Source organism: Nocardia sp. NPDC050435 (genome assembly GCF_040655395.1).
In the GTDB taxonomy this organism is placed as follows: domain Bacteria; phylum Actinomycetota; class Actinomycetes; order Mycobacteriales; family Mycobacteriaceae; genus Nocardia.
The window spans coordinates 12,657-36,661 of the sequence record NZ_JBFAJW010000007.1 but is presented as its reverse complement, the minus strand read 5'-3'; the positions used below and the strand labels follow the sequence as shown (position 1 = coordinate 36,661).

The 24,005-nt window shown below is 70.0% G+C and carries 11 protein-coding genes; 1 reads left to right on the top strand and 10 read right to left on the bottom strand.

The features are described from left to right. Positions 1-88: 88 nt before the first annotated feature. From AB0I43_RS21995 to AB0I43_RS21960, 8 genes are all read right to left on the bottom strand, one after another. Positions 89-1,111 (bottom strand): DUF6545 domain-containing protein, encoded by a 1,023-nt coding sequence (locus tag AB0I43_RS21995; RefSeq protein ID WP_356973776.1) that lies wholly within the window; start codon positions 1,109-1,111, stop codon positions 89-91. A 115-nt stretch (positions 1,112-1,226) separates the two neighbouring features. After that, entirely contained in the window at positions 1,227-5,417 is a 4,191-nt protein-coding gene (nbtC, locus tag AB0I43_RS21990) for a nocobactin polyketide synthase NbtC (RefSeq protein ID WP_356974111.1), read from the bottom strand. Between the two features lie 55 nt (positions 5,418-5,472). Beyond that, on the bottom strand, positions 5,473-6,774 hold the full coding sequence (locus AB0I43_RS21985) for a polyketide synthase (protein ID WP_356973775.1): 1,302 nt from the start codon (positions 6,772-6,774) through the stop codon (positions 5,473-5,475). Further along, positions 6,771-7,511 carry an alpha/beta fold hydrolase gene (locus AB0I43_RS21980; protein WP_356974110.1) on the bottom strand — a complete coding sequence of 247 codons (741 nt, stop codon included), beginning with the start codon at positions 7,509-7,511 and terminating at the stop codon, positions 6,771-6,773. The genes AB0I43_RS21985 and AB0I43_RS21980 overlap by 4 nt, the downstream gene beginning before the upstream one ends. 8 nt (positions 7,512-7,519) lie before the next feature. Then, the gene (locus tag AB0I43_RS21975; protein ID WP_356974109.1) at positions 7,520-12,028 is read right to left on the bottom strand and encodes an amino acid adenylation domain-containing protein; all 4,509 of its coding nucleotides are present in this window, start codon (positions 12,026-12,028) and stop codon (positions 7,520-7,522) included. Beyond that, entirely contained in the window at positions 12,028-17,040 is a 5,013-nt protein-coding gene (locus tag AB0I43_RS21970) for an amino acid adenylation domain-containing protein (protein ID WP_356973774.1), read from the bottom strand. The genes AB0I43_RS21975 and AB0I43_RS21970 overlap by 1 nt, the downstream gene beginning before the upstream one ends. 52 nt (positions 17,041-17,092) lie before the next feature. Next, entirely contained in the window at positions 17,093-18,028 is a 936-nt protein-coding gene (locus tag AB0I43_RS21965; RefSeq protein WP_356973773.1) for a methionyl-tRNA formyltransferase, read from the bottom strand. Positions 18,029-18,081: 53 nt separating this feature from the next. Then, positions 18,082-19,371 carry a SidA/IucD/PvdA family monooxygenase gene (locus tag AB0I43_RS21960; RefSeq protein WP_357432598.1) on the bottom strand — a complete coding sequence of 430 codons (1,290 nt, stop codon included), beginning with the start codon at positions 19,369-19,371 and terminating at the stop codon, positions 18,082-18,084. Positions 19,372-19,523: 152 nt separating this feature from the next. Between AB0I43_RS21960 and AB0I43_RS21955 the strand changes: the two genes are divergently transcribed. Beyond that, positions 19,524-20,237, top strand: a complete 714-nt coding sequence (locus AB0I43_RS21955; RefSeq protein WP_356973771.1) for a siderophore-interacting protein — start codon at positions 19,524-19,526, stop codon at positions 20,235-20,237. Between the two features lie 54 nt (positions 20,238-20,291). Here AB0I43_RS21955 and AB0I43_RS21950 read toward each other — a convergent pair whose 3' ends face one another. Continuing rightward, complete coding sequence (locus tag AB0I43_RS21950; RefSeq protein ID WP_356973770.1) at positions 20,292-22,028, bottom strand: ABC transporter ATP-binding protein; 1,737 nt, start codon at positions 22,026-22,028, stop codon at positions 20,292-20,294. Beyond that, positions 22,025-23,860, bottom strand: coding sequence for an ABC transporter ATP-binding protein (locus tag AB0I43_RS21945; protein WP_356973769.1), 1,836 nt, complete (start codon positions 23,858-23,860; stop codon positions 22,025-22,027). The genes AB0I43_RS21950 and AB0I43_RS21945 overlap by 4 nt, the downstream gene beginning before the upstream one ends. Between the last annotated feature and the right edge of the window lie 145 nt (positions 23,861-24,005).

The window sequence follows — 24,005 nt, the reverse complement described above, 5'->3', positions numbered from 1 at the left end:
TATAGCGGGTCGGTCCCCCGGCCAAGTTCCCCCGGAAGCCGGCCCTGAGCTTTGCACCGACCGCCACAATCCGCTCCGGGCGGCTGGGCTACGTGAGCCTCTGTATCGGCTCAACCGGCCCCGCGCCCAGTGCGCCGAGTCGCTCGGCGAAGGATGGCGGGGTGCGGCGGCGGAAGTACGGGGTGTGGAGAGACTGGGCCAACTCCAGTAGTTGATCCAGTTCCGCCCCTATGTCGGTCGCGCGGGGTATCAGATCATCGCGGCGTAGCCGGGTCAGCGCATCCCTGATCTCGACTGTCATCCGGTAGAGCCGCAACTCGGGGGCCACCGCGGTGCGCCGGTCCGCCGACAACACCACCTCGGGAACCGCGGCGGTCAAATCACGCCAGAGCGGGCGCAGAGTGCGAACGGCACGTCCAGTCCGATCCCATCCGGTCCGGGCGAGCACCGCGTTGACGAGGGGGATCGCAATCAGCAGGGTGAGAATCACCATGGCGACGAACCCCAGCCCGGACCAGAGCGGCCCGGCCAGCTGCAACCTGCCGCGGGCCAGCGCTCGCGTCAGCACGACGACGGAGGACGCCATCCAGTACACGGCGATGAACAGCACGCCGGCATAAACCAGACGCTCCGCGAAACTTTTTGGAGCACCACGTAATTCGCGCACACATGCCGACGCTATTCGGATGCTGGTCAGCAGCAACGACACTGTAGCGCCATGCCAGAACACGGCCACCGTGTCGATCGCGAACGCCCGATCCAGCGACGGCGCACCCGCGATCATGACAACCGCGACGAGCGCGCCGACCTTGTCGTAGATCGGCTGACGGCGTGCCGCCTCGGCCTCGTCGCCGGTCTGCAGCAGCACCGCGAACCCGTGGAGCCGCGCGTAGGTCATGAATCCGCATCCGAGGTACAACCGAGTCGCCAGGTCGGGCAGGCCGAGCGCGCTCGCCGCCATGAACAGCAGGATTCCTACCATCTGCCAGACCATGGCGGCGTTGATCTGGCGTTCGAACCGTCTGGCGCGCACGAGGAAACACCGGCCGATCGTCACCACGGTAATCAATGTGGCAGCGATCAGTACGACGGGTAGCGCCACCGAGTTCATCGCGCCTTCCCGGATTCGCGTGCTGCCGGGTCGAAGCCGAATCGCAAATTCATCGGCTCGAATCTATCGCGCCCCGACACCGGGCGGCTATCGCTGGTATTCGACGGTTGCGCCCCTACCCTTTGACGCCGAGGAAGACGCGCTGATCCAGCAGGGACAGCGGATGTTCCGCTTCCGGGAGGGTCAGGGCCGAGGTGAAACCGGTGCGGGTGAGCTCGGCCTGCCATTCCGCTTCGGTGAGGAAGATGCGGTCGGTGCCGGCGCGGACGTCGGTCAGGCCGGCGTGCGGTGCGCCGTCCTGGGGTGACATGAGCAGATGCACCGAGGTCAGCATCTCGCAGTGCGCGTGGCAGGCCTCGATGATCACCACCGCGCCGCCGGGGTTCAGCAGATCGTGCAGTTGCCGCAGCGTGACGCCGATGTCGTGCGCGTTGTGCAGGACGTTGGCGGCGATCACGATGTCGTAGCGCGGTGCGGTGGCCAGGTCCGCGTTCATATCCATGAGCCCGTAGCGCACCCACGGGTAGTCGGCGAAGCGCCGGCGCGCGGCGTCGAGGAAGAACGTGGAGACGTCGGTGAAGTGGTAATCGACCGGGAGACCGGCCACCGCGGCGGTGACATTGTCGGTGGTACCGCCGATACCCGCGCCGAGTTCGAGGATGCGGACCGGCGACCGGTCGTCGCGCAGCCGCTCCACGGTATCGGCGACAACCTGTCCGGCTGCCAGATTCAGGTAGCGGCTGATCAGATTTTCCCGATAGGCCGCCTCGGCGGTCAGCATGTCACCGTTCGGAAACAGCAGTTCCTGCAGCAGCATCCGGTCCTGCACCAGCTCGTCCAGATGCTGGTCCGATGCGGTGAGGAACTCGGCCGACGCCGGCGCGTAGCCGAGGTCGGCGCACACCTGGAACAGGTCCGTGCGCTCCGGCGTGGGTGTCGTCCCCAGACCGCGGTATCCCTGCTCGGCCGAATGGTCCAGGTAGCCGTGGGCAGTGAGCGCCTGGAGCCACTGCCGTAGCAACCACCGGTGCCGCGGCGCGAACTCGAGGCGAGTCGCGATCGCCTCGGCAGTCCGGAATTCGGTGCCCGAGAGCGCGGGCGCCAGCGTCGCCAGCATGGCCCGCAGGCCGAACAGATCCATATCGGCTCGTGCGGAACGGAATCGGTCGAGGTCCAGATCATCCGGCATCGCGCGCTCGGCCGCTACCCGGGCGCGCTCCACAGGATCGGTGGCCACCAGGGGGGCGATCGGCTCCAAGTCGCGCGGCCGTGCGGCCACCACGGCGACCGGCGCCGCACCGACGGTGTCGGCAGCCGCACCGATCAACCGGACCAAGTCGTTCGCGCTGGCACCACCGATCAGGTCCGCGACGGGGAGTTCACACCCGAATTCGCTGAGCACCCGGCGCCGCAATTCCAGTGCCTGCAGGGAATCCAGGCCGAGCGCCACCAACGATTTGGCGTGGTCGAGGGTTTCGGGATCCGGCAAGCCGATGATCTCCGCCAGCAGGTGGGTGATTCTCTGCTGCACCGGAATTCCGCTCACCGGCGTGGTCACCGGCGCGGCGGCGGCACGCACCGGCGGGGCGGCGGCGGTCCGCAGTTCCGACAGCAGCGGCTCGTAGCCGAAGGCGCCGAGCACCGCCCGGCCGCGGTCCCAATCGAAGGACGCCACAATGGCATTGCCGCGCAATCCGCCGAGTCCGAGCGCGATCGCCTCGGACGAGCTCATCGGCAGGTAGCCCACCTCGGTGAGTCTGGCGAGATCCGAAGCCCCGCCGCGACTCTGGTGTACCGCCCACTGCCCCCACTGCACCGACACACACGGTAGCCCGGCGTCGCGGTAGCGCTGTGCGAGAGCGTCCAGCATGCGATTGGCCGCCGAATACACGGTGGTGCCGCGACCCGCGAGCGTCGCCGCCAGCGAGGAGCAGACCACTACCTGGCAGTCCTCGGTTCTGGCGATCTGCGCCAGAATGTTCTCCAGGCCGGTGATCTTGCCGCGCAGGGCGTCCCACACGGCTTGCGGGGTGATGTCCTCGAACGCGGTGTCGCCGATAGCCGAATTATCCACCGCCGCATGGATTATCAGCTGGGCAGGGGTATCCCGCAATCGTGTGGCGAGCCGAGTCACGGCCGCCGAGTCGGCTATATCGCAGGAGAAGACCTGGATGTCGGTCGAACCCGAATCGCGAAGGGCGCGTAGCCGATCCGCGACGACGCCGCTCTCTCCCGAGCGGTTCACCAGCGTGACCCGCCGTGCGCCCCGGTGCACGGCGTCCGCGCAGAATTCCAGGCCGAGATTCCCTGTGCCTCCGGTAATCAGCACGTGGTCCGCGGAAACCGGGCCGTCGAGTTCGGCCGGATCGCCGGTCACGAGGCGCTTGGCGTACAGATTTCCCTCGCGCAGCGCCAATTCCGGCTCCGCGGCGGTGTGCAGCGCCGCGACGAGGGCGGGCACGGATTCCGGGCCCGCCTGTCCCGGTGCCAAGTCGAGGTGGCGGAACGCGACGCCCGGGTATCCGGTGCCGACGGAACGGAAGCCCGCCGCCGCACCGGCGGACGCGGGATCCGGCGCTTTGTCGTCGTCCAGTACGGCCGCGCTGCCGACGGTGATCAGCCAGTACTCGGTGACGCGTGCACCGGGCTCGCGCCACCAGGCCCGAGTGCCGAAGAACTCGGCAACGGCGGCAACGGCTTCGGCGCCGTCGGACTCGGGCAGCAGCACCACGAGGACCTCGACGTCGGTGGCACCGTCCGCCGGTACCGCGACCAGCCCTTGGTCGGCCGCGTGGGCATACAGTGCCGCGGCGAGTTCGCCCGCGCCGCCGGTCGGATCGATGACGCCGATCGCGCGCGGCGGTGTCATCGAGCGCCGGACCAACCGGGTCCACCGTTCGAGGATCAGCTGCGCGGGCGCATCGCTCGGCGCCTGCGTCGGTGCGGCCGCCGGTGCGGCGGCGACGGCGGTCGTCGTCGTACGGCCGGAATAGTCGTGGGCCAGCCACAACACGGTCTTGTGCATCGGTGTGTTCGGAAAGTCGGACAGCGGCAGGCGGGGCGGAGTGGCGGGCTCGACGAGCAGCCGCTGCCATGGATAGTCGAGATGCTCGACCGCGAGCGCCGCCAGACTCCGGGTGAACTCACCGAGATCGGCGGCGTCACGAGTGCCCGATCCCAGCACCGACGTGGTGCGATCCGGGGCGAATTCGGCGAGGTTCTCGGTCACCGCGAGTTGCAGCGTCGGATGTTCGGCCAGTTCGACGAAGGTATCGGCCCCGCGCGAAACGGCTGCGGCAACGGCGCGGTCGAACCGGACCGTGTTGCGCAGGTTCCAGAACCAGTAGTCGTCCAGCGCCAGGTCGGTACCGACAGCGTCGCCGAGAGTGCCTCCGAAGCAGGCGATTTCAGTGTCGAGGAAATGCGTGTTGGACAGTCGGCTGCGCGCGGCGTCGCGGATCACCTCGCGGAATTCGTTGAGCAGCCCGGTGTGCGCCGGGTAGCGCACCCGGATCACCCGCGCGAACCTGCCGCGTTCGGTGAGCGCCGCCACCAGGTTGCCGACGGTCTCCCGATCGCCGGACAGACCGACCATCCGGGGCGAATTCACCACCGAGACCTCGGCCCATCCGGATCGACGGGCCAGCAGCAGTTCGCATTCGTCCCGGTCGGCCGCGGCCACCGCCATCGCGTAGGAGTCCGAGGAGATCTTGTCCACGGCCGCGGCCCGCGTGCCGACCACGACGACGGCGTCGGCCAGCGTCATCGCGCCGGCAAGGTAGGCGGCGGCGATCTCGCCCTGACTGTGTCCGACGACCGTGCGCGGTTCGATCCCGAAGTGCCGCCACATCGCCGCGAGCGCGACCATCTGGGTGAACAGCGCCGGTTGCACCACTTCCGCGCGGTCGTCGGCCTCGGCCTCGGGGTCGAGCAGATACGGCAGCGGCGAGGCGCCGAACTGCTCGCTGAAGAGCTCGGCGCAGCGATCCGCCGCCGTCCGATAGGCCGGGACCCGGTCGTAGAAGAGCCGGCCCATGCCGGGCCGCTGACTGCCCTGACCGGGCAGGACGAAGGCGAGATGGCGCCCGGCCGCCGATACGCCCGTGCGGATCACGAGCGGGTGCGGCTCGTCCGCGGCCACCGCACGCAGCGCGGCGATCAGCTCGTCTCGGCCGGTGACCATGGCGAGGGCGCGGTGCCGGCGCGCGACCCGTGTGCGGAACAGCATCTCGGCGACGCGGTCCGGGGTGACCCGGGCACGCGGCCGGAGATAGTCGAGGACGGCCGCGGCGTCGGCACGCAGCAGTTCGGGGGTTTCCGCCGACAGCAGGACCGGGGTCGAGCCATCGGGCAGCTGGTAGCTAGAAATCGTCGTTCTCCTCAGGAACGGGCATCGCGATGATCGCGTGCGCGTTGGATCCCCCCGCGCCGAATGACGAGACGGCGCCGTAGCGGTAGCCGTTCGTGGGCTCCCAGTGCTGCGCCGTGGTGGCCAGGCGCAGGCTGGACCGATCCCAGTCCACGCGGGTCGTCGGCTTGTCGGCGAACAGCGTCGCCGGAATGCGGCCGTTGCGGCCCGCGAGCAGCAGCTTGACCAGTCCGAGCATGCCCGCGGCGGCCTGGGCGTGGCCGGCGTTCGACTTCACCGACCCGAGCAACGCGCCGGAACCGGTCGCGCCGTAGGTGTTCTGCAATGCGGTGATCTCCACCGGATCGCCTGCGCGCGTGGCCGTTCCGTGGCCCTCGATCATGCCGACCAGAGCCGGATCGATGCCCGCGCGCTCGATCACCCGGCGGACCACCCGCTCCTGCGCGTCGGCGCGCGGGACCAGGATCGGCTTGCCCTTGCCGTTGTGGTTGTGATGCGAGCCGAGGATACGGCCGTAGACGCGGTGCCCGAGCCGCTCGGCCCGCGATTCCCGTTCCACGACAACGATGCCCGCGCCCTCGGCCCACAACGTGCCCGTGGCGTCGTCGGCGTAGGAGCGGCAATGCCCGTCGGTGGACAGGGCGTTGTGCTTGGAGAACTCGTAGTACGCCATCGGCGAGCCCTGGACACACACCGCGCCGGCCAGCGCCCAGTCGCAGTCGCCGTCGCGCACGGCCGCCGCGGCCAGGTGCAGCGCGGTCAGCGAGGAGGCGCACGCGGAATCGACGGTCAGCGAAGGGCCCACCAGGCCCAGGCTGTGCGAGATCCGGCCCGCCATGCTCAGCAGGCCGTAACCGATGGTGCGCACGCCGGTGAAGTCGTTCACCTCGTCCGCGCGCGGCCCGTACTCCATCGGTGAGGCGCCGATGAAGCAGCCGACGTCCTCGCCCGCGAGCGCGCCGGGATTGATGCCCGCGTTTTCCACTGCTTTCCATGCCACCCGCAGGATGACCCGCTGCTGCGGGTCGGTCGCGAGCGCTTCGCGCTGCCCGATCCCGAACATCGCCGGGTCGAATTCCGCTGCCTCGGTGAGGAATCCGCCCGCGTCGCAGACCTTGCTCCAGCCGTCGAGACCGGATACCGCGAGCACGTCGTCGATCCGCCAGCCGCGATCCCGCGGGAACGGCCCGACCAGCTCCTTCTCGGCCATGAGCGCGTCCCAGTACGCCGCCGGGGTGTCGACGCCGCCGGGCGCTTCCACCGCCATGCCGGAGATGACGAGATGATCGGTCATGATCCCGCCTGCTTCGCGAGCAGCTCGGTGACGGCGTCGATGTGGCTGTTCAGGTAGAAGTGGCCGCCCTCGAACAGGGTGACCTCCACCTCGTCGGCGTGTTTGTGCCAGCCGTGCAGATCCGCCATCGACACGATCGGGTCCCGGTCGCCGCCGATGGCGTGGATGCGGGTGCCGACGCGGACGGTCTCCGGGCAGCGGTAGGCCTCCGAGGCCTTGTGGTCGGCCTTGATGGCGGGCAGCGACATGCGCATGATCTCCCGGCTGGCCAGCACGTCGGAGCTGATGCCCTCCAGCGTGATCAGATGATCGAGCAGTTCGTCGTCGTCTTCGGGGGTGGGCTTGCGGTAGGCGGCCCGCGAGGGCGCGACCGCCGCGGACACGGTCAACTGCCGCACGTCGATACCCGCCGCGGCGGCCAGCCGCACGAATTCGAAGGAGACCAGCGAACCCATGCTGTGGCCGAACACGACGATCGGCACACCCCGGTTGTATTCGGAGAGCCGGAATTCCGCGAAGGCGCCGGCCGCGAGGTCGGGCAGCGAGGTCAGGGCCGGTTCCTTGGCTCGGTCCTGCCGACCCGGGTACTGGAAGATGACGACGTCGAAGTGTTCGCTCAACGCCTTGGACAGGGTGCGGTACGCGGACGCGCCGGCCCCGGCGTGCGGAAAGATCAGCAGCGGCAGCCGTTCCGGCGAAGTCGATCGGTGAAACTTTCTGATCCATAGCGGCTGCATGGCGGTACTCACTTTCGATTACTCGGTTCGAGTTCGGGTGCGCCGTCCAGCGCGGCCGCGAGCGCGCCCAGGGCGCGCTGCCACAGCGCGACGAGGCGGTCCAGTTCGGCCGGGGTGAACAGCGCGTCGCTCCAGCGCCAGGTGACCATCAGTTCCGGACCGCCCGGGGTGGTGTGCACGGCGGCGATCAGGCCGAGCGAATAGCGCAGCGGCAGATCGGGTTCCGGGGCGATGGGCAAGGCCGTGGTGAGCGCCGGGTCGGTGATCATCGTCCAGGGGCCGGCGTCGGTGCCGGCGAGGTCGATGCGCCCCAGGTAGTTGAACTCGACCTGGGGCGACGGCGCGGCGGCCCATTCCGGAAGCGCCCGCACGGTCTGCAGGAGGCCGAAGTCCAGGCCGTGCGCGGGGACCGTACGCAGATGCGCGGCAACGGAATCCAGCAGCGCCCGGGCCGCCCGGGGGTCGGCTTCGGCGGCGGCGAGGGCGACCGCGTCGCGGCCCGCGCCGAGTCGGGCCGGGTAGGTGGTGGAGAACCAGCCGACCGTTCCGGAGGTGTCGGCGCCGACCAGCGCGTCGGCCCGGCCGTGACTCTCCAACCCGAGCAGCGCGCCCGCGGTGTGATCCTGCCCGCGCTCGTCTCGCCACCCCGCAAGGGTCAGAGTCAATGTGGCCAGCAGGAATTCGCGTAGCCCCTCGGTGTCGGCGAGGATGCGCGCGCCGAGCTCACTCGGCGTGCGCACCGGTGTGAGCCGCAGAGTCGACCAGGTGTCCTGCGGGCGCGGCAGGCGGGATCCGACGGCCGGGTCCGGTCCGCGCAGCTGCGCGGACCAGTAGTCCCGTTGTGCGAGTACCTCCGGGGTCCGGGCACGTTCCCACAGCGCCTGGCACCACTGCCGGTAGGTGGTCGGTTCGGCCGGGAGTTCGGGCGCCGCACCGGTTCCGGCCTGCTGCCAGGCGGCAGCGAGGTCGGCGAGCAGCGTCGCCCAGGACACCACGTCCACGGCCAGGTGGTGGATCACCAGCAGCAGCAGGTCACCGCGCGGCGTCGCGCGCAGCCACACCGCACGCACCAGGTCGCCGGCGCGGGGATCCAGGGCATCGATGGCGGCCCGGCAGAACGAGCCGAGCTGGTGCTCGAAGGTCCCTGCCGCACTGTCGAATTCGACCTGGGTCAGAACTCCGGCGGCGGACACGCTGCCGGGCTCCCGGGTGACCAGTCGCAACCCCTGCTCCGTGTCCGCCAGCCGCGCGCGCAGCGTGTCGTGGCCGTCGAGCAGCGCCTGCAGCACCGTACGCAGAACGCCGGCGTCGAGGCCTTCGGGCAGGCCGACCAGCGCGTGCTGCGCGAGGCGGCGGTAGTGCGGCTGGGCCAGCAGCCAGGAGACGATCGGCAGCGGCGGCACCGGACCGTAGTCGGCGGCGGTGCGCTCGCGCACCGTGTGCTCCTGATTGTCGATCGCGGCGGCGAGATCGCGAATCGTGGGCGCGGTCACCACCATGCGCACGTCGATCGCGAGGCCCTGCCGCCGCGCCCGGTTCACCAGGGAGATCGCGACGATGCTGTCCATCCCGAGCGCGAAGAAGTCCGCCCCCACGCCGGGCACACGGCCGTCGAACACCTCGGCGAGGACCGCGGCCAGCGCGTGCTCGGTCGGCGTGGACGGCGCGTCCGCCGCCGCCGCACCGTCCAGTGCCCGGTCCGCGAGCCGGGTGAGTTCGCGGACGTCGAGCTTGCCGTTGCTGTTCACCGGCAAGGCCGGCAACACCACCAGGCGTACCGGAATCATGTAGGAGGGCAGGCGATTCGCGAGCGCGGAGCGCAGCACCGCCGGGTCGAGACCGGCACCGACCAGAAACCCGACCAGGCTCACCGCCTCGCCGCGGCGCAGCACGGTGGCCGCCGCCGCGGTGACTCCCGGCAGCATCCGCAACGCGGTCTCCACCTCACCGATCTCGATGCGGTAGCCACGAATCTTCACCTGGTCGTCGGCGCGGCCGAGATAGGCCAGGGCGCCATCGGGCAGTCGCCGCACCAGATCGCCGGTGCGATACATGCGCCCACCGGTCTGGGCGGGGTCGGCGACGAAGCGATCCGCCGTGCCGCCGGGCCGGCCCGCGTATCCCCGAGCCAGCTGCGGCCCCGCGAGGTACAGCTCGCCGATCACCCCGGTGGGTACCGGCCGCAGCCGCGAGTCCAGCACGTAGGCGGACATGCCCGCGGTCGGCCGCCCGATGGCCGGCCGCTCCGTGCCCGCGCCGAGGTCGGCGACCACCGCTTCGACAGTCGTCTCGGTGGGGCCGTAACAGTTGTGCACAGCGATACCCGAGCCGCGCAGCTGATTCCACAGCTGAGTGTCGATGGCCTCGCCGCCGAGGGCGAGCACCGACAAGCCCTGCTCGAGCAATCCCGCCGCCGCGAGCTGGCGGAACATCGACGGCGTCGTGTCGATCATGTCGATGCCGTGCCGGCCGAGCGACCGGACCAGGGCCTGCGCGTCGCGCATGGTCTCGCCGTCGATCAGCTGGATCCGGTGCCCGTCCAGCAGTCCGATCAGCGGCTGCCAGGACGCGTCGAAGCTGAACGACCAGGCGTGCGCGATCCGCAGCGGGCGACCCAGTCGCGCGGTGGCGGGCCGGTAGACGCGCGCACGGTGATCGAGGAAGTAGCTGACCAGGGCCGCGTGCGTGTCCACGACGCCCTTGGGCTCGCCGGTCGAGCCGGAGGTGAAGATGATGTAGGCGCTGTGCCCGGGAAGGCGCTCGATCGGCGGCAGGACCGCACCCCCCGCGATCGCGTCGAGGTCCAGCGTCGAATCCAGCTGCGCGCCATAACCATCCGCTACCAGCACGAGTTTCGGGCGTGACTGCCGCAGAATGGATTCGACGCGGGCGACCGGCAGCGTCACGTCCACGGGCACGTACGCCGCACCGGCGGCGAGCGTGGCCAGGATGGCGACGATCGTCCGGGTTCCGCGCGGAAGGCACAGTGCCACCGCGTCTTCCGGCCCCACCCCGCGTGCGGCGAGCGCACCCGCCAGCTCGACCGCCGCGCGGTGCAGTTCCCGATAGGTCAGCGTCTCGGTGTCGGTGGTCAGCGCGACCGCGTCCGGCGCGGCCAGGGCCTGCCGCTCGAAGAGCTCGAAAACCGTTGCCCGGGCGTCGTCTTCGAGGAGCGCGGGTGTCTTCTGAGCGGGGTTTCGATCCGGGAGCACCGAGAGGTCGTCGGTCCGCGCCTCCGCGCTGCCGGGCAGGCGGCGCAGCACCGCGAGCATGCAGGCGCCGAGATCCTCCGGCGGGAACGGGATCGCCGCGGCCACGGCCTCCACCACCACGGCCAGTTCGTCCTCGTGGACGTGGGCGACGACGGTGAGCGGATAGTGCGTGAGGTTCTTGGCCATCAGCGCGCGGAAACGCACCGCCTCGGCGGTGTCGGCCGCCAGCACGTCGTCCATGGGCGCGTTCTGGAAGACGAACATCGTGTCGAACAGCGAGCTGTGCCCCGCCGCGCGCTGCACGGTGGACAGGCCGAGATAGCCGTGGTCGCGCATGAGCGCCGATTCCCGTTGCAGCCGAGCGCATTCCGCCGCGACGGTGGCATCCGGGTCGAACCGGAAGGACACCGGGATGGTGTTGAGAAACAGTCCGATCATGCGCTCCACGCCGGAGATCTGCTCCGGCCGGCCGGTCACGATGGTGCCGTACACGACGTCGCGGCGATCCGAGAGCCGGGACAGCAGCACGGTCCAGGCGAATTGGACGGCCGAATTGAGCGTCAGCCCGTGCGACCGCGCCCAGTCCCGTAACCGCGCGGTCTCCGCGGCGGGCAGGACGAAGCGGGTGACCGCCGCCGCTTCGGCCGTGGAGCGCGCGAGGCCCATGCTCGCGCCGTCGGCGACCAGCAGCGGTCCGCTCAGCTCGCGCAGTCGCTCGGCCCACCAATCCCGGGCTTCGGACCGGTCTTTGGCGCCGAGCCAGCCGATGTAATCGCGGTAGGGGCGCACCGGCGGCAGCGCCGCGACCGCACCGCCGGCCCGATACAGCGCGCGCAACTCGCCGAAGAGCACGCCGAGCGACCACCCGTCCACCAGGATGTGGTGGATCATCAGCAGCAGGCGGGCCCGAGCCACCCCGTCTTCGGGCGGCAGGGTCACCAAGGTGGCCCGGAGCGCGGGCCCCCGGGTCAGATCGAAGCCGCGGCCGAGTTCCTCGGCCTCGATGGCGTCGAGATCCGCCGGTCGCGCGGCCCGTTCGGTCCACGGCAGGACGACCTGGCGGGGCACGATCTGCACCGGCTGCGGTACATCCTGATCCCAGAACACCGCGCGCAGGTTCGGATGCCGCACCAGCAGCGCCGTCAGGCACCCGCGCAGCAGCGCCGCGTCGAGCGGACCGGCGATGTCGACGAGGAACGGCACCGTGTACACGTCTTCGCCGGAGTCGGACAGCCGGGCCAGCGAGAACAGCCCCTCCTGCAACGGGCTCAGGGCCAGCACATCTTCGATCTCGGGCAGGCTCATCAGCGCTGCGTCCACGAACTCTGCAGAGCGGCGAGCGCGTCCGCGTCCAGCCCGGAGGCCGACATCGGCGCGTGCTCGAGCTCGGCCTCCGCCACCGGCGGATTCGCGAGGGCGTCATCGACGGCGGCGGCGAGTTCCGCGATGGTGAAGTACTCGAAGATCAGCTGTGGCGTCAGCGGCAGACCCGCCTCGGCCGCCCGGGTCGCCCACTTGATCGCGATCACGCTGTCCCCGCCCAGGCCGAAGAACCCGTCCTCGCGCGCGATCTCGGTGATCTCCAGCAGTTCCGCGAGCAGGGCGGCCAGGGTGCGTTCGGTGTCGGTTCGCGGTGCGCCGCTTTCCAATTCGGTGTGCGCGGCGGCCGTGCGCCGGACCACCGCACCGCGTGGCACCCAGCCGGCGGGCAGCACGTCGAGTTCGGCGATCGCCCGGTCGGGCTGCTCGGCGAAGGCCCATAGCACGGCGACGAGCACATCGGCGAACACCTGACCGGTGGCGGCCTCGTAGAGATCGGGATTGACCACCACACGTGCGGTCAGATCTCCGCTGGGCTCCACCGAGTAGTCCAGGTGGAAGTCCATGAACGAGACGTCGTAGTACCCGGCGATACCGCTGATCGTGGTGGCGCCGTCGGCACTGAACGGCTCGGTCACGGGTCGATGCCGGAAGTGCATCATGACCTGGAACAACGGATTACGCGACAGGGTGCGGGCCGGGTTGATGGCCTCGACCAGGCGCTCGAACGGCACGCCCTGGTGACTGATCGCGTCCAGCGCCCGATCGCGCACACGCTCGAGCATCCGGCGCGGGGTCGGGGCGCCGGACACGTCGTGCCGCATGACCACCACGTTGGCGAACAGGCCGATCAGTTCGTCGGTGCTCTGCCCGATCCGGTTCGCGACCGCGGCGCCCACCGCCACGTCCTCGATGCCGCCGAGGGCGTTGACCACCACCGCGCTCACCGCCTGGCACAGCATGAACTCGGTCGCGCCGACCTCGTCGGCCCTGGCGCGCAGAGCATTCCAGGTCGCGGCGGGCAGCGTGCGGGCCGCGCTGTGGCCGTCGCGCCCGAGCACGCGGGGGCGCGGATGGTCGTGCGCGACCGCGATCTCGTCCGGAAGCCCGGCCAGGGTGTCACGCCAGTAGTCCAGCTGGGCCCGGCCGTAGGCACTGACCTCGCGGTCCGCGCCGCGATCGAAGATCTCCCGCTGCCACATGGCGAAATCGGCGAACTGGATGGCGAATTCGGACCAGGCGGGGGCGCGGCCCGCGACCCGGGCCCGGTAGGCGGACCGCAGATCGTCGACGAAGATCTGGCAGGACCGCATGTCGGCGATGATGTGGTGCATCAGCACCGACAGCACGTGCGTCCGCGGTCCCAGTTCGAGCAGGCGCAGGCGCAGCATCGGCTCGCCGTGCAGATCGAACACGTAATCCCAGTCCGTCGCCAGCTCCCGCTCGAGTTCGCCGTCGCCGGACAGCGTTTCGACCGGCAGCGGCACCGGTGCCGGCGGATGCACCAGCTGGTAGGGCGTGCCCTCGTGTTCGGGGAAGGTGGTGCGCAGCGATTCGTGCCGGGCGACCACGTCATCGATGGCCGCGCGCAACGCGGCGATGTCGAGCGGACCGTCGAAACGCACCGGGTAGCTGACGTTCTCGCCCTCGATCGGGCCCTCCAGTCGCCGCTGCAGCCAGTAGACCCGCTGCGAGTACGACAGTGGCACGAACTCCGGGCGCGCCCGGCGGACCAGATCCGGTTTCGCGGCGGGCTTTTCGACGACCTGCGCGGACGGTGCGGGGGCGTCGAGCTCGTCGAGGTCGATCTCGAACTCGGCGCGGAAGACCGCGACCACGTGCGCGGCGAGCGCGGACACGGTCGGCTTGTCGAAGGGCACCCGCATATCGATCTCGAGCCCGAACTCGGCGCGGATCATGGTGATCAGGCGCGCCGCCAGCAGCGAGTGCCCGCCGAGGTCGAAGAACGAGTCGTCGGCGCCGACGCGGTCGCGACGGAAGAGCGTGCCGAACAAGCCCGCGATCTTGATCTCGGTCGCCGTGCCCGGCTCCCGATAGGCGTGCGCCGCGGCCAGCACCGGCGCGGGCAAGGCCCGCTTGTCGAGCTTGCCGTGCGCGGTCAGCGGCACCTCGTCGATCTGGACGAAGGCCGCGGGCACCATGTACTCGGGCAGGGCGGCGGTGACGTGCGCGCGCAGGTCGGCGACGTCGACCTGACCGGCCGCGACGAAGTAGGCGAGCAGGACCGGACCGAGCGACTCGTGCTCGGAGACGATCACCACGCAATGCGCCACCGCGGGATGATCGGTGACGGTGGCCTCGACCTCACCCAGTTCGATGCGGTGTCCGCGCACCTTGACCTGTTCGTCGGCCCGGCCGACGAATTCGATGGCGCCGGCGGTGTTCCGGCGCGCCAGGTCGCCGGTGCGGTAGAGCCGTCCACCCGGCCGGAACGGGTCCGCGACGAAACGCTGGGCGCTCAGGCCCGGCCGGCCGAGATAGCCGCGGGCCAACTGCCGCCCACCGAGGTAGATCTCGCCGACCACACCCGCGGGCACCAGTTGCAGGGCGTCGTCGAGCAGGTAGAGGTAGACATTGCGGTTCGGGCCGCCGATGGGCACGATCCCGTTGCCCTGGGGTCCGTCGACCGTCATATGGGTCGAGCTGACCACTGCCTCGGTGGGGCCGTAGTGGTTGCGCAACTCGGCGTCGAATTGGGTGGCGAAACGATCGGCCAGCTCACCGGCCAGCGCCTCACCGCCGACCGGGACGTGGCGCAGCGTGCGCCAGTCGTTGGCCTCGGGCAGGGTCAGGAACGTCGCCAGCATGGACGGCACCATGTGCAGCACCGTGATGCCGTGCCGGGTGACCAGATCCGCGACGTAGGGAATGTCGCGATAGGCGTTCGGCTTCGGGATCACCACGCGCGCACCGGCGTTCAGCGTGACGTAGATGTCGAGCAGGGACGCGTCGAAACTCACCGAGGTCGATTGGAGCACCCGGTCGGCCGGTGTGAGCGCCCACTCCGCGGTGAATCCGGTGAGGTGCTCGGCGATCGCCTCGTGCGGCACGGGAACGCCTTTCGGCTTACCGGTGGAGCCCGAGGTGTAGATGACATAGGCGGTGTTCGACGGATGCAGCGCCCGGCGGCGGTCGGCGTCGGCGGGATCGCGGTCGGGTAGCGTCGCGGCCGCCCGCTCGGCCGCGTCGAGCGCGGCTTCGTCCAGCACGAGTGCCGGACGGGCGTCGTCCAGCAGATAGTCCACCCGGTCGGCGGGGTAGGCGGGGTCGATGGGCAGGTACGCCGCGCCCGCCTTCAGCACGGCCAGGGTCGCCACGACGAACTCCACCGAGGTCGCCAGCCGCAGCGCGACAATGTCCTCGGGCCCGGCGCCTTGCTGTATCAGCCAGTGCGCCAGGCGATTCGCGCGTCCGTTCAGCGCACTGTAGGACAGTTCCACCTCGTCCGAGGCGAGCGCGATGTGCGCCGAGGATTCCTCGACCCGCCGCTCGAACAACGCGACCATGGTGGTCGCGGTCTCCTCGACCAGTACCCCGTTCGACCGCGCGAGCACCGCGTCCCGATCGGCGCCGAGCAGATCGAGGTCCCGGATCCGCTGTTCGGGATCGGACTGCGCGCTGGTCAGCAGGTGTACGTAGTGGTCGAGCAGCTGGGCCACCAGCGGCTCGGCCAGCGCGTCGACCAGGTAGGTCGCCTCCACCCGCGTGCCCGTCTCGTCCTGCACCACCATCAGGCCGAGCGGCTCCTGCGCCACCGCGCTGCCCAGGTCCATTTCCCGGGCAGCGATGCCGGGCAGATCGAAGCTCTCCGCCGCGCGGCGCACCGCGAAGCTGAGTTGCACCAGCTGAGCCAGGGCATCGCTGCCCGCGACTCGCTGCGGGCCGACCGCGGCGATCACCCGATCGACGCCGGCCCGCTGATGGGCGAAGGCGTCCAGGCAGGTCTGCCGGGTCCGGTCGAGCAGCGCGGCGAAGGTATCCGTGCCCCGCGCGGTGGCGCGCACCAGCAGCGTGTTGCCGAAGTAGCCGATCAACGGCTGCGCGCCGGCGGCGGCGCGCTCGGTCACCGGCACCGAGATCAGGAAATCCGTTGCGGCGGTGTAGCGCCGGATCAGGGCCTGGAAACCGGCGAGCAGCACCATGAACGGCGTCATCCCCCGCTCGCGGCCGATACCGGCGACCTGCTCCAGCAATTCCGGCGGCAAGGTCCGCACACAGCGCGCGGCGTGCCGCGAAAGCGGGCCGCTCGCCGGGCGGTTCGGCAGTTCGATGCGCTCCGGTAGCGGGGTCAGCGCGTTTCGCCAGAACTCGAGGGCCGCGTCGTCTGCCTGATCGTCGCGACCCAGCACCTCGACGTCGACGTACTGCGCCCGCAACTCCGGCAATCGCTCGCCGCGGTAGGCGGCGTTCACCTCGGCGAAGAACACCGGCCAGGAGTCGTCGTCCCAGCCGATGTGGTGCACGGTCAGCACCAGGACATGACGCTGCGCGCCGGTGCGAATCAGGCTGGCGCGCAGGGGGCTGTCCGTCGACAGGTCGAACGGCCGGGCGAACTCGCGGCGGGCCAGCACGGTCACCCGGCGTTCGCGCACCGCGTCGGCGAGATCGGCGAGATCGTGTTCCTGCCACACGAGCTCGGATCCGGGGTGCGAAACCTGGTGGGGCTCACCGTCCACACCGGCGTGGTAGGTGGTGCGCAGCACCTCGTGCCGCGCCACCACGGCCGCGAACGCCGCGCGCAATCGCGCCGGATCCAGCGGGCCGTCGAGCCGATAGGCCACACAGATGTTCAGCGTGGTGTCGTCCGGATCGAGCTGTTGCAGAAACCACATCCGGCGCTGCGCTGCCGACAGCGGGCTGGGCTGCCCCGGCTCCCGGTCCACCTTGGCCGGTTCCTGCGCCGCCCCCGTGAGGCCCTGCGCCCGCAGCTTCTGCTGGAGCAGCAGCTTGCGGCGCTCGAGAATGTCGTCTGCCATTGTCAATCCTTCGAGAAAGTCTGCTGTTTGCCTGATTCCGGACGCACCGGAGTCACAGATCGGTGAGATATCCACCGCGCACGAAGAATTCGGCGCCGTCGTGTTCGCGGCCGTCGGCGGTCCGTACCCGGGTGATGACCAGCCCGTGGTTGCCGCCGCGCACGGCGTCGGGGCCGCACACCACCGCCGCGCCGCCCTCCTGCACGATCACGCGCCCGGGCGTGCCGCCGTAGCGGGCCTCCGAGACCCGGGCCGCGAGCACCTCGACACGCTCACCGCGGTAGTGGGTGAAGGCCCGCGGATACGGGGCCGACAGCGCGCGCACGAAGCGCGCCAGATCGGTTGCCGCCCAGCTCCAGTCGAGCAGGCTGTCGCGCTCGGCGCGCTTGTGGAAGTAGGTGCGCTCGCTCTTGACCTGCGGCCGCCACTCGGCCGTGCCCGACTCCAGGGCGGCCAGCGCCTCGGCCAGCGCGCCCGGGATGAGTTCCATGCCGCGCAGGACCAGTTCGGTTCCGGTGTCCTCCGGGCCGATCGGCAGTGTGTGCTGCACCAGAATGTCACCGGTGTCCAGGTTTTCGTCCATCCGGTGGATGGTCAGCCCGGTCTCGGATTCGCCGCTGATCAGCGCCCACAGCACCGGCGAGAATCCGGTGAACTTGGGCAGCAGCGAATCGTGCAGGTTCAGTGTGCCGTGCGGGGGCAGACGGTAGAGCTCCGCGGGCATCCAGGTGTACCAGCTGTTGACCACGATGACATCCGGCTCGGCGCGCTTGACCAGGTCGATGGTCTCGGCGTCGGCCCGCTCGGTGAGATGGACGGGAACGCCGTGTTCCCGGGCCAATTCCTCCACGGAGTCCGACCAGATTCCCTTGTAGGCATCGCTGCTGGCCGGATGGGTGACCGCGAGCACCACCTCGTGGTCCGAATCGAGCAGCGCCTGAAGGGTTTTGCGACCCCAGGTCTGGAACCCGAAAGACACGATGCGCATATGACCGAACCTCACTACTGTTTTACTTAGGCAAGGCTAGCCTAAAGTAAATCTCAGCGCAGTGGGTGCGCTTGGATTGCCGACCCCGCCCGCTGCTCGGGAACGGCCGACATCGAGCGCAGCACCCGATCCGAAAGCTCGCCCAGGCAGCTGAGATTGGGGAACCCCGGCCCCTGGGCCAGCGCGGCCAGATTCGGCAGGAACAGCTTGGGGTCCAGGCCCGAGACCGCGAGGTCGTAGTCGATCGACGCCTCCACCCGTGCCGTCGTGAGTTCGCCACCCACCGCGAGTTCGAGCAAATCGGCGGCATTGGCGTCGAACAGCTCGAGGAACCACAGCGGTTGCCCGCCGGTGGCATCGATCACCAGATCGAAGGTGTGCACCTGGTCCGGGCGCAGCTCGTTGCGCAGCGTCAAGGTCACACCCTCGCCCTGATCCGCGAGGCGCACCACTCGGCCCTGCATGTGATGAACCCGGTTGTCGCCGAGCAGGTTCTCCTGCACCCGGACGGAGAACACGCCCCGGTCCGTGCGGCGGATGACATCGCGGCGCTCGGCCATACTCAGCGCGTTCCACTTCGTGGAACCGCTGAACAGCGAGTTCTCGAAATAACTCTCACCGCGGGTGTAGAGCGTCGCCATCGGCGAGATCACCGAGATCGACAGCATCCCGTGGCCCACCAGTTCGTCCAGCGCCGAGCCCGCGGTCTCGCCGCCACCGATCACGGCGACGCGCGAGGACACCGGCAGCAGGCGCTTGCCCGCCAGATCCCAGAACTCCGCGATGCTCAACACCTTCGGATGCTTCGCCAGCGCCTTCGCGCTGCGACCCGGGCCGGTCATCATCAGCGCATCGGCGTCGAGCTGGGTGGGCACGCCGTCGGCGTCGACGGCGGTCACCAGCCAGCCGTCGGCCGCGGCCGCGATCGAGGTGACGGTGCCGTAGACGAGTTCGAGCTCGATCTCGCGGGCCACCCACTGCAGGTACTTGGCCCAGACGTGATGCTGCGGGCTGGGCCGGCCGCGGTCGACCCACTCGGCGTAGGTGCCGTGCTCGACCAGGAACGACGTCCAGCTGTAGGCGGTCATCGCGTGGTCGATGGCGCGGTTGTGCCCGCGCGCCCAGGTCGAGCGATAGGGGAAGCCGATGTCCTTCTCCGGACTGGTGCCCAGCCGGTGCCGCCCATCGGTCCAGCCGCCGCTGGGCAGCCAGTTGCCGCCTACCGCCTGGGCTTCCACCACCACTACGCGCGGGGCGGGCAGGCCGAGGGTGCGCAGCACGTGCGCCTTGGCGGCGACGGCCAGGGCCTTGGGTCCGGCGCCGACTACTACAAGCGTTTCCACCGATCGGACTCAGCAGCCGGTTTCGAAGAAACTACTGGTCATGATCTTGTTCCCATCACTCTGACGCGTCCGAACTCGGCGCCCTCGGACCAGGACTGTACCTGTAAGGTAAGGCTAGGCAAACACCTACGTATTAGGTTAACCTAACGCGCATGGGAAGAGGTCTGAACGGCGTCATGGTTAAGGCGTGGGGTGGCCAGGATTACCGCCTCACCGTGCGATCCAGTGAATTCGTCACCGACAACTACGTCCGGCTCGGTTTCGATGCGGGCGGCCTGCTGGCCGACCATCCGGAACATCCGACGCAGTACGTCCGAGTGTGGATTCCGGACACCGACAGCGACAAGCTGCATCATCGCGCCTTCACCCTGATCGATCAGAACGCCGCCGACGATCAGCTCTACATCGAGTTCGCACTGCACCACGGCCCGGCCGCGGACTGGGCCCGCAATGCCGCCCCGGGGGATCAGCTCGACGTGTCGGTGCTCGGCTACGACGCCAAGGCCCGCCTGCCCGAGGACGTCTCGGGCGAATACCTGATCTTCGGGGATACCGCGTCGCTGCCCGCGATCAACGCGCTGCTGGAATCGATCGGCGACCGGCCCGCCCGGATCTGGCTGGAATGGCAGAACGAATCGGACCGGACGCTGCCGGTGCGCAACAAGCCGCAGCACCAGGTGGAATGGGTGCAGCGGGTCGACGACGGGCGCCTGATGCGCGAGAAGGCCCAGGAGATCACCTGCGCCGCCGACGCTTTCGCCTGGATCGCCTGCTGCGGGCAGACCACACGCTCGATCGTGAAGACCTTCAAGACGACGCACGCGCTGCCGAAGACTTCGCTCAAGTACCAGGCCTACTGGAAGTAGAACCCGACGAGAAGACCCCGCATCCGGTTCGGATGCGGGGTCTTTCGTGTCTCGTCAGGCCGGGGCGGGTTCCAGATGCCAGCCGGTGGCGCGGGAGCGCTCGTTCCAGAAGGCCGCGTAGCGGCCCTCTCGGGCCAGCAGTTCCTCGTGTGTGCCGCGCTCGACGATGCGGCCGCCGTCGAGGAACAGGATCTGGTCGGCGTGGGCGATGGTGGCCAGCCGGTGCGCCACCACGAGAACAGTTTTGCCCCTGGTGACTTCGTGCACGCCGCGGACCACGACCGCCTCGCTGTGCGGGTCCAGGGCACTGGTCGCCTCGTCGAGCAGCACGATCGGGGCGTCCTTGAGCAGGGCGCGGGCGATCGAAACACGTTGCCGCTCACCGCCGGACAAGGCCGCGCCGCCCTCCCCCACCTGCGCGTCGAAACCGTCGGGCAGGCGTTCGACGATCTCGTCGACCCGGGCCGCCGCGGCGACGCGGCGCAGCTCGTCGTCGGTGGCCTCGGGCTTGCCGATGCGGATGTTGTCGGCCACCGAGCGATCGAACAGGTAGACGTTCTGGAAGACCAGCGACAGCTGGCGCAGCAGCGTCGCCGAGGGCTGTTCGCGCACATCGTGCCCGCCGACCTCGACCCGCCCGGTGCTGACGTCGTAGAAGCGCGCCACCAGGCGCAGCAGCGTGGTCTTGCCGGAGCCGCTGGGCCCGACGATCGCCGTGGTGGTGCCGGCGGGGACGGTGAAGCTCAGGTCCGAGAGCACGGGTTCGCCCGGGCGGTAACCGAATTCGACGTTCTCGAAGGTCACGGTGGGCGCACCGGGGGTGACCGGCGCGCTCGCCTCGGCGAGCGTCGGCTCGGCCAGCAGTTCGGTGATCCGATCCGAGGCCGAGGCGGCCGACCGCAGCGCGTTGCCGACCTGGGCGGCCTGGTTCAGCGGTTCGATGAAGCGCGAGCTGACCGCGATCAGCGCGATCGCGACGGCCGCCGAAATCGTGCCGCCGGTCACCTGATTCACCGCGAGGTACACCAGCACCAGGAACACCGCCTGCACACACAGCGCGAACACGATCAGCGCGGGCACACTGGCGACGATCATGCGCAGGCCGGCCGCGCGCTGGCCCGCCAGGGCCGTGTCGAGGCCGCGGTTGCCGCGGCCGATCGCGCCGAAGGCGCGCAGCACCGGCTGGGCCTGCGCGAATTCGATGACGCGCGAGTCGGCCTCGGCCGCCGCGGCGTGCAGGCGCTGGTCGGCGCGGACATAGGCGCGGTTGGCCAAGCCGTTGACCAGGTAGAGCACGGGCGCGGCGAGCAGCATCGCCGCCGCGATGCGCCAGTCGATGAACAGCATGCCCAGCGCGACGCCGAGCGGCACGATGATGCCGGTGAGCACCTTGGCCAGCAGATAGGCGACCAGGCCCTGGATCTCGCGCACCTGCTCGACCACCAGCCGCGACAGCGGACCGGCATCGCGCTGCTCGAACCAGCCCAGCGGCAAGGCGTTCAGATGATCGCCGATACGGGTCTGCAGACCGCGCTGCATGCCGACGCCGATGCGCAGGCCGATCGCGGCCTGCTGATATCCGAACACGACCACGCCCGCGACGGCGACGACCACACCCAGCGTCCACAGCCAGGCGCGGCCGAGATCGTTGTCGAACAACGCTTCCAGCACCGGCACCAGCAGCAGGTACGCAGCCGCCTGGCTGAGGGCCTGGGCCACGATCGCGGCGAACAGTTTCGGGGTGAGAGCTGCGAATTCGGCCGGAATCAGGCCGAGGACCTTGCGAATCATCGTGCATCCATTTCGATCATGGCCAGCTCGCCCAGCGCCGCCTCGTTGATCTCCCAGAGTCGTTGGTAGGTGCCGCCCGCGGCGCGCAGACTCGCGTGATCGCCCTGTTCGACCAGGGTTCCGTTCTCCAGCACCAGGATTCGGTCCACACCGGTGATGGTGTGCAGCCGGTGCGCGATGACGAGCACGGTGCGGCCGGCGACCAGCACCGCGAGCGCGTCCTGCACCGCGGCTTCGGATTCCGGGTCGGCGAAGGCCGTGGCCTCGTCCAGGACCAGCACCGGCGTGTCGGCCAGCAGCGCGCGGGCGATCGACAGCCGTTGCGCCTCACCGCCGGACAGGACCGCGTCGACGCCGATCTCGGAGTCGTAGCCGCGCGGCAGCGCCAGGATGCGGTCGTGGATCTGCGCGGCGCGGGCCGCGCGCTCCAGGGCCGCGTCGTCGGCGCCGGGGCGGGCCAGCAGGAGGTTCTCGCGCACGCTGCCGCGGATCAGGCGCACGTCCTGGAAGACGAAGCCGACTGTGCGATACAGCTCTTCGGTGCCGAAGTCGCGGATGTCGCGACCGCCGATGGTGATCCGGCCCGAGCCGACGTCGTAGAACCGGGGCAGCAGCTTGGCCAGGGTGGACTTGCCCGAACCGCTCGGCCCGACCAGCGCCGTGATCGTCCCGGGCGCCAATTCCAGATCGACGCCGCGCAGCACCTCGTGGCCGTCGCGGTAGCCGAAGCCGACGCCTTCGTAGCGCACCACGCCCGAGCCGGACTCGGCGCTGCCGGTGGGCGCGCTCAGCTCCGGCGTCTGCTGCAGTTCGTGCAGCCGCAGCGCGGCGGCGCCGCCCGAGCGCAGGGCCTGCGCGCCGTAGCCGAGACCGGTCAGCGAACTGCCGACACCGAGCCCGACCAGGAGGAACGGCAGCACGTCCAGCGCGCCGAGCCAGCCCCAGCCCACCGCGGCCAGCCCTGCCACGAGCACGACCAGCATGACGAAGACGGGCATGACCACGGTGTCGGAGGCCGACTGCACCTTGACGATCGGCGTCTTCATCCGGTCCACGCTGCGCGCCTGGTGCTCCACGGCCGCCTGGAACTCGCCGTGCGCCTTACCGGCCTGGCCGAAGGCCCGCACGACCTGGATGCCGTCGGCGAACTCGATCAGCGCCTGCCGGGTGCGCTGCTCGGAACGGTTGTAGACCACGATCCGGTCCCGGCCGTCGATGTCGAGGATCCGGGTGTAGAGCACCGCGAAGGCGACGATCGGCAGCAGCAGCACCAGGGTCAGCCGCCAGTCGACGGTGAACAGGTAGCCCAGGGTGAACAGTGGAACGACGAGCGCGCCGACGAACTCCAGCCGGGCGTGTGCCACCAGGTAGTGCAGCGCTTCCACATCGTCCTGCAGGAAGCGCTTGACCTCGCTGGAGTTGCGGGCGTCGAACCAGCCCAGCGGCACCCGGGTCAGTTTGGCCGCGAGCAACCGGCGCAGCGAGAGCTGGTAGCTGCCGTCCACCAGGTGCGACCAGGTCAGCGCCGCCGCCTGGAGCAGCGCGCGCACCAGCAGGATCACCATGGCGATGCTCAGCAGCCGCCAGACCCGATCGGTGTCGACCGGCGCGGCGAGCAGTTCGCGGCACGCCTCGACGATCAGCAGGAACGGCAGCACCACGCAGACCGAGGCGACCGCCATGAGCAGGCTGGCCAGCAGCAGCGGTGTGCGGACGGGCGCGAGGATCTCCTTGCGCGCCTGTGCCTCCTGTTGTTTGCGCGATTTCGCCTGTGCCCTGGGTTTACGGTTCCCCGTGTCCGCCGCGGGTGGCGACGAGACCTCCGCCGTCATAGAACTCCCCTTCTCGACTGTGCGGCCCTGCCACAGAGCCAGAAGGAAGGTTAGCCTAAGTTATCGCGGTGCGGGAGGGGCGAGGCGAGCCAGCGAAAATCGGACGTCGGTGGGCGGGTCCGGAATGCGAGCCGTCCGGCGCCGG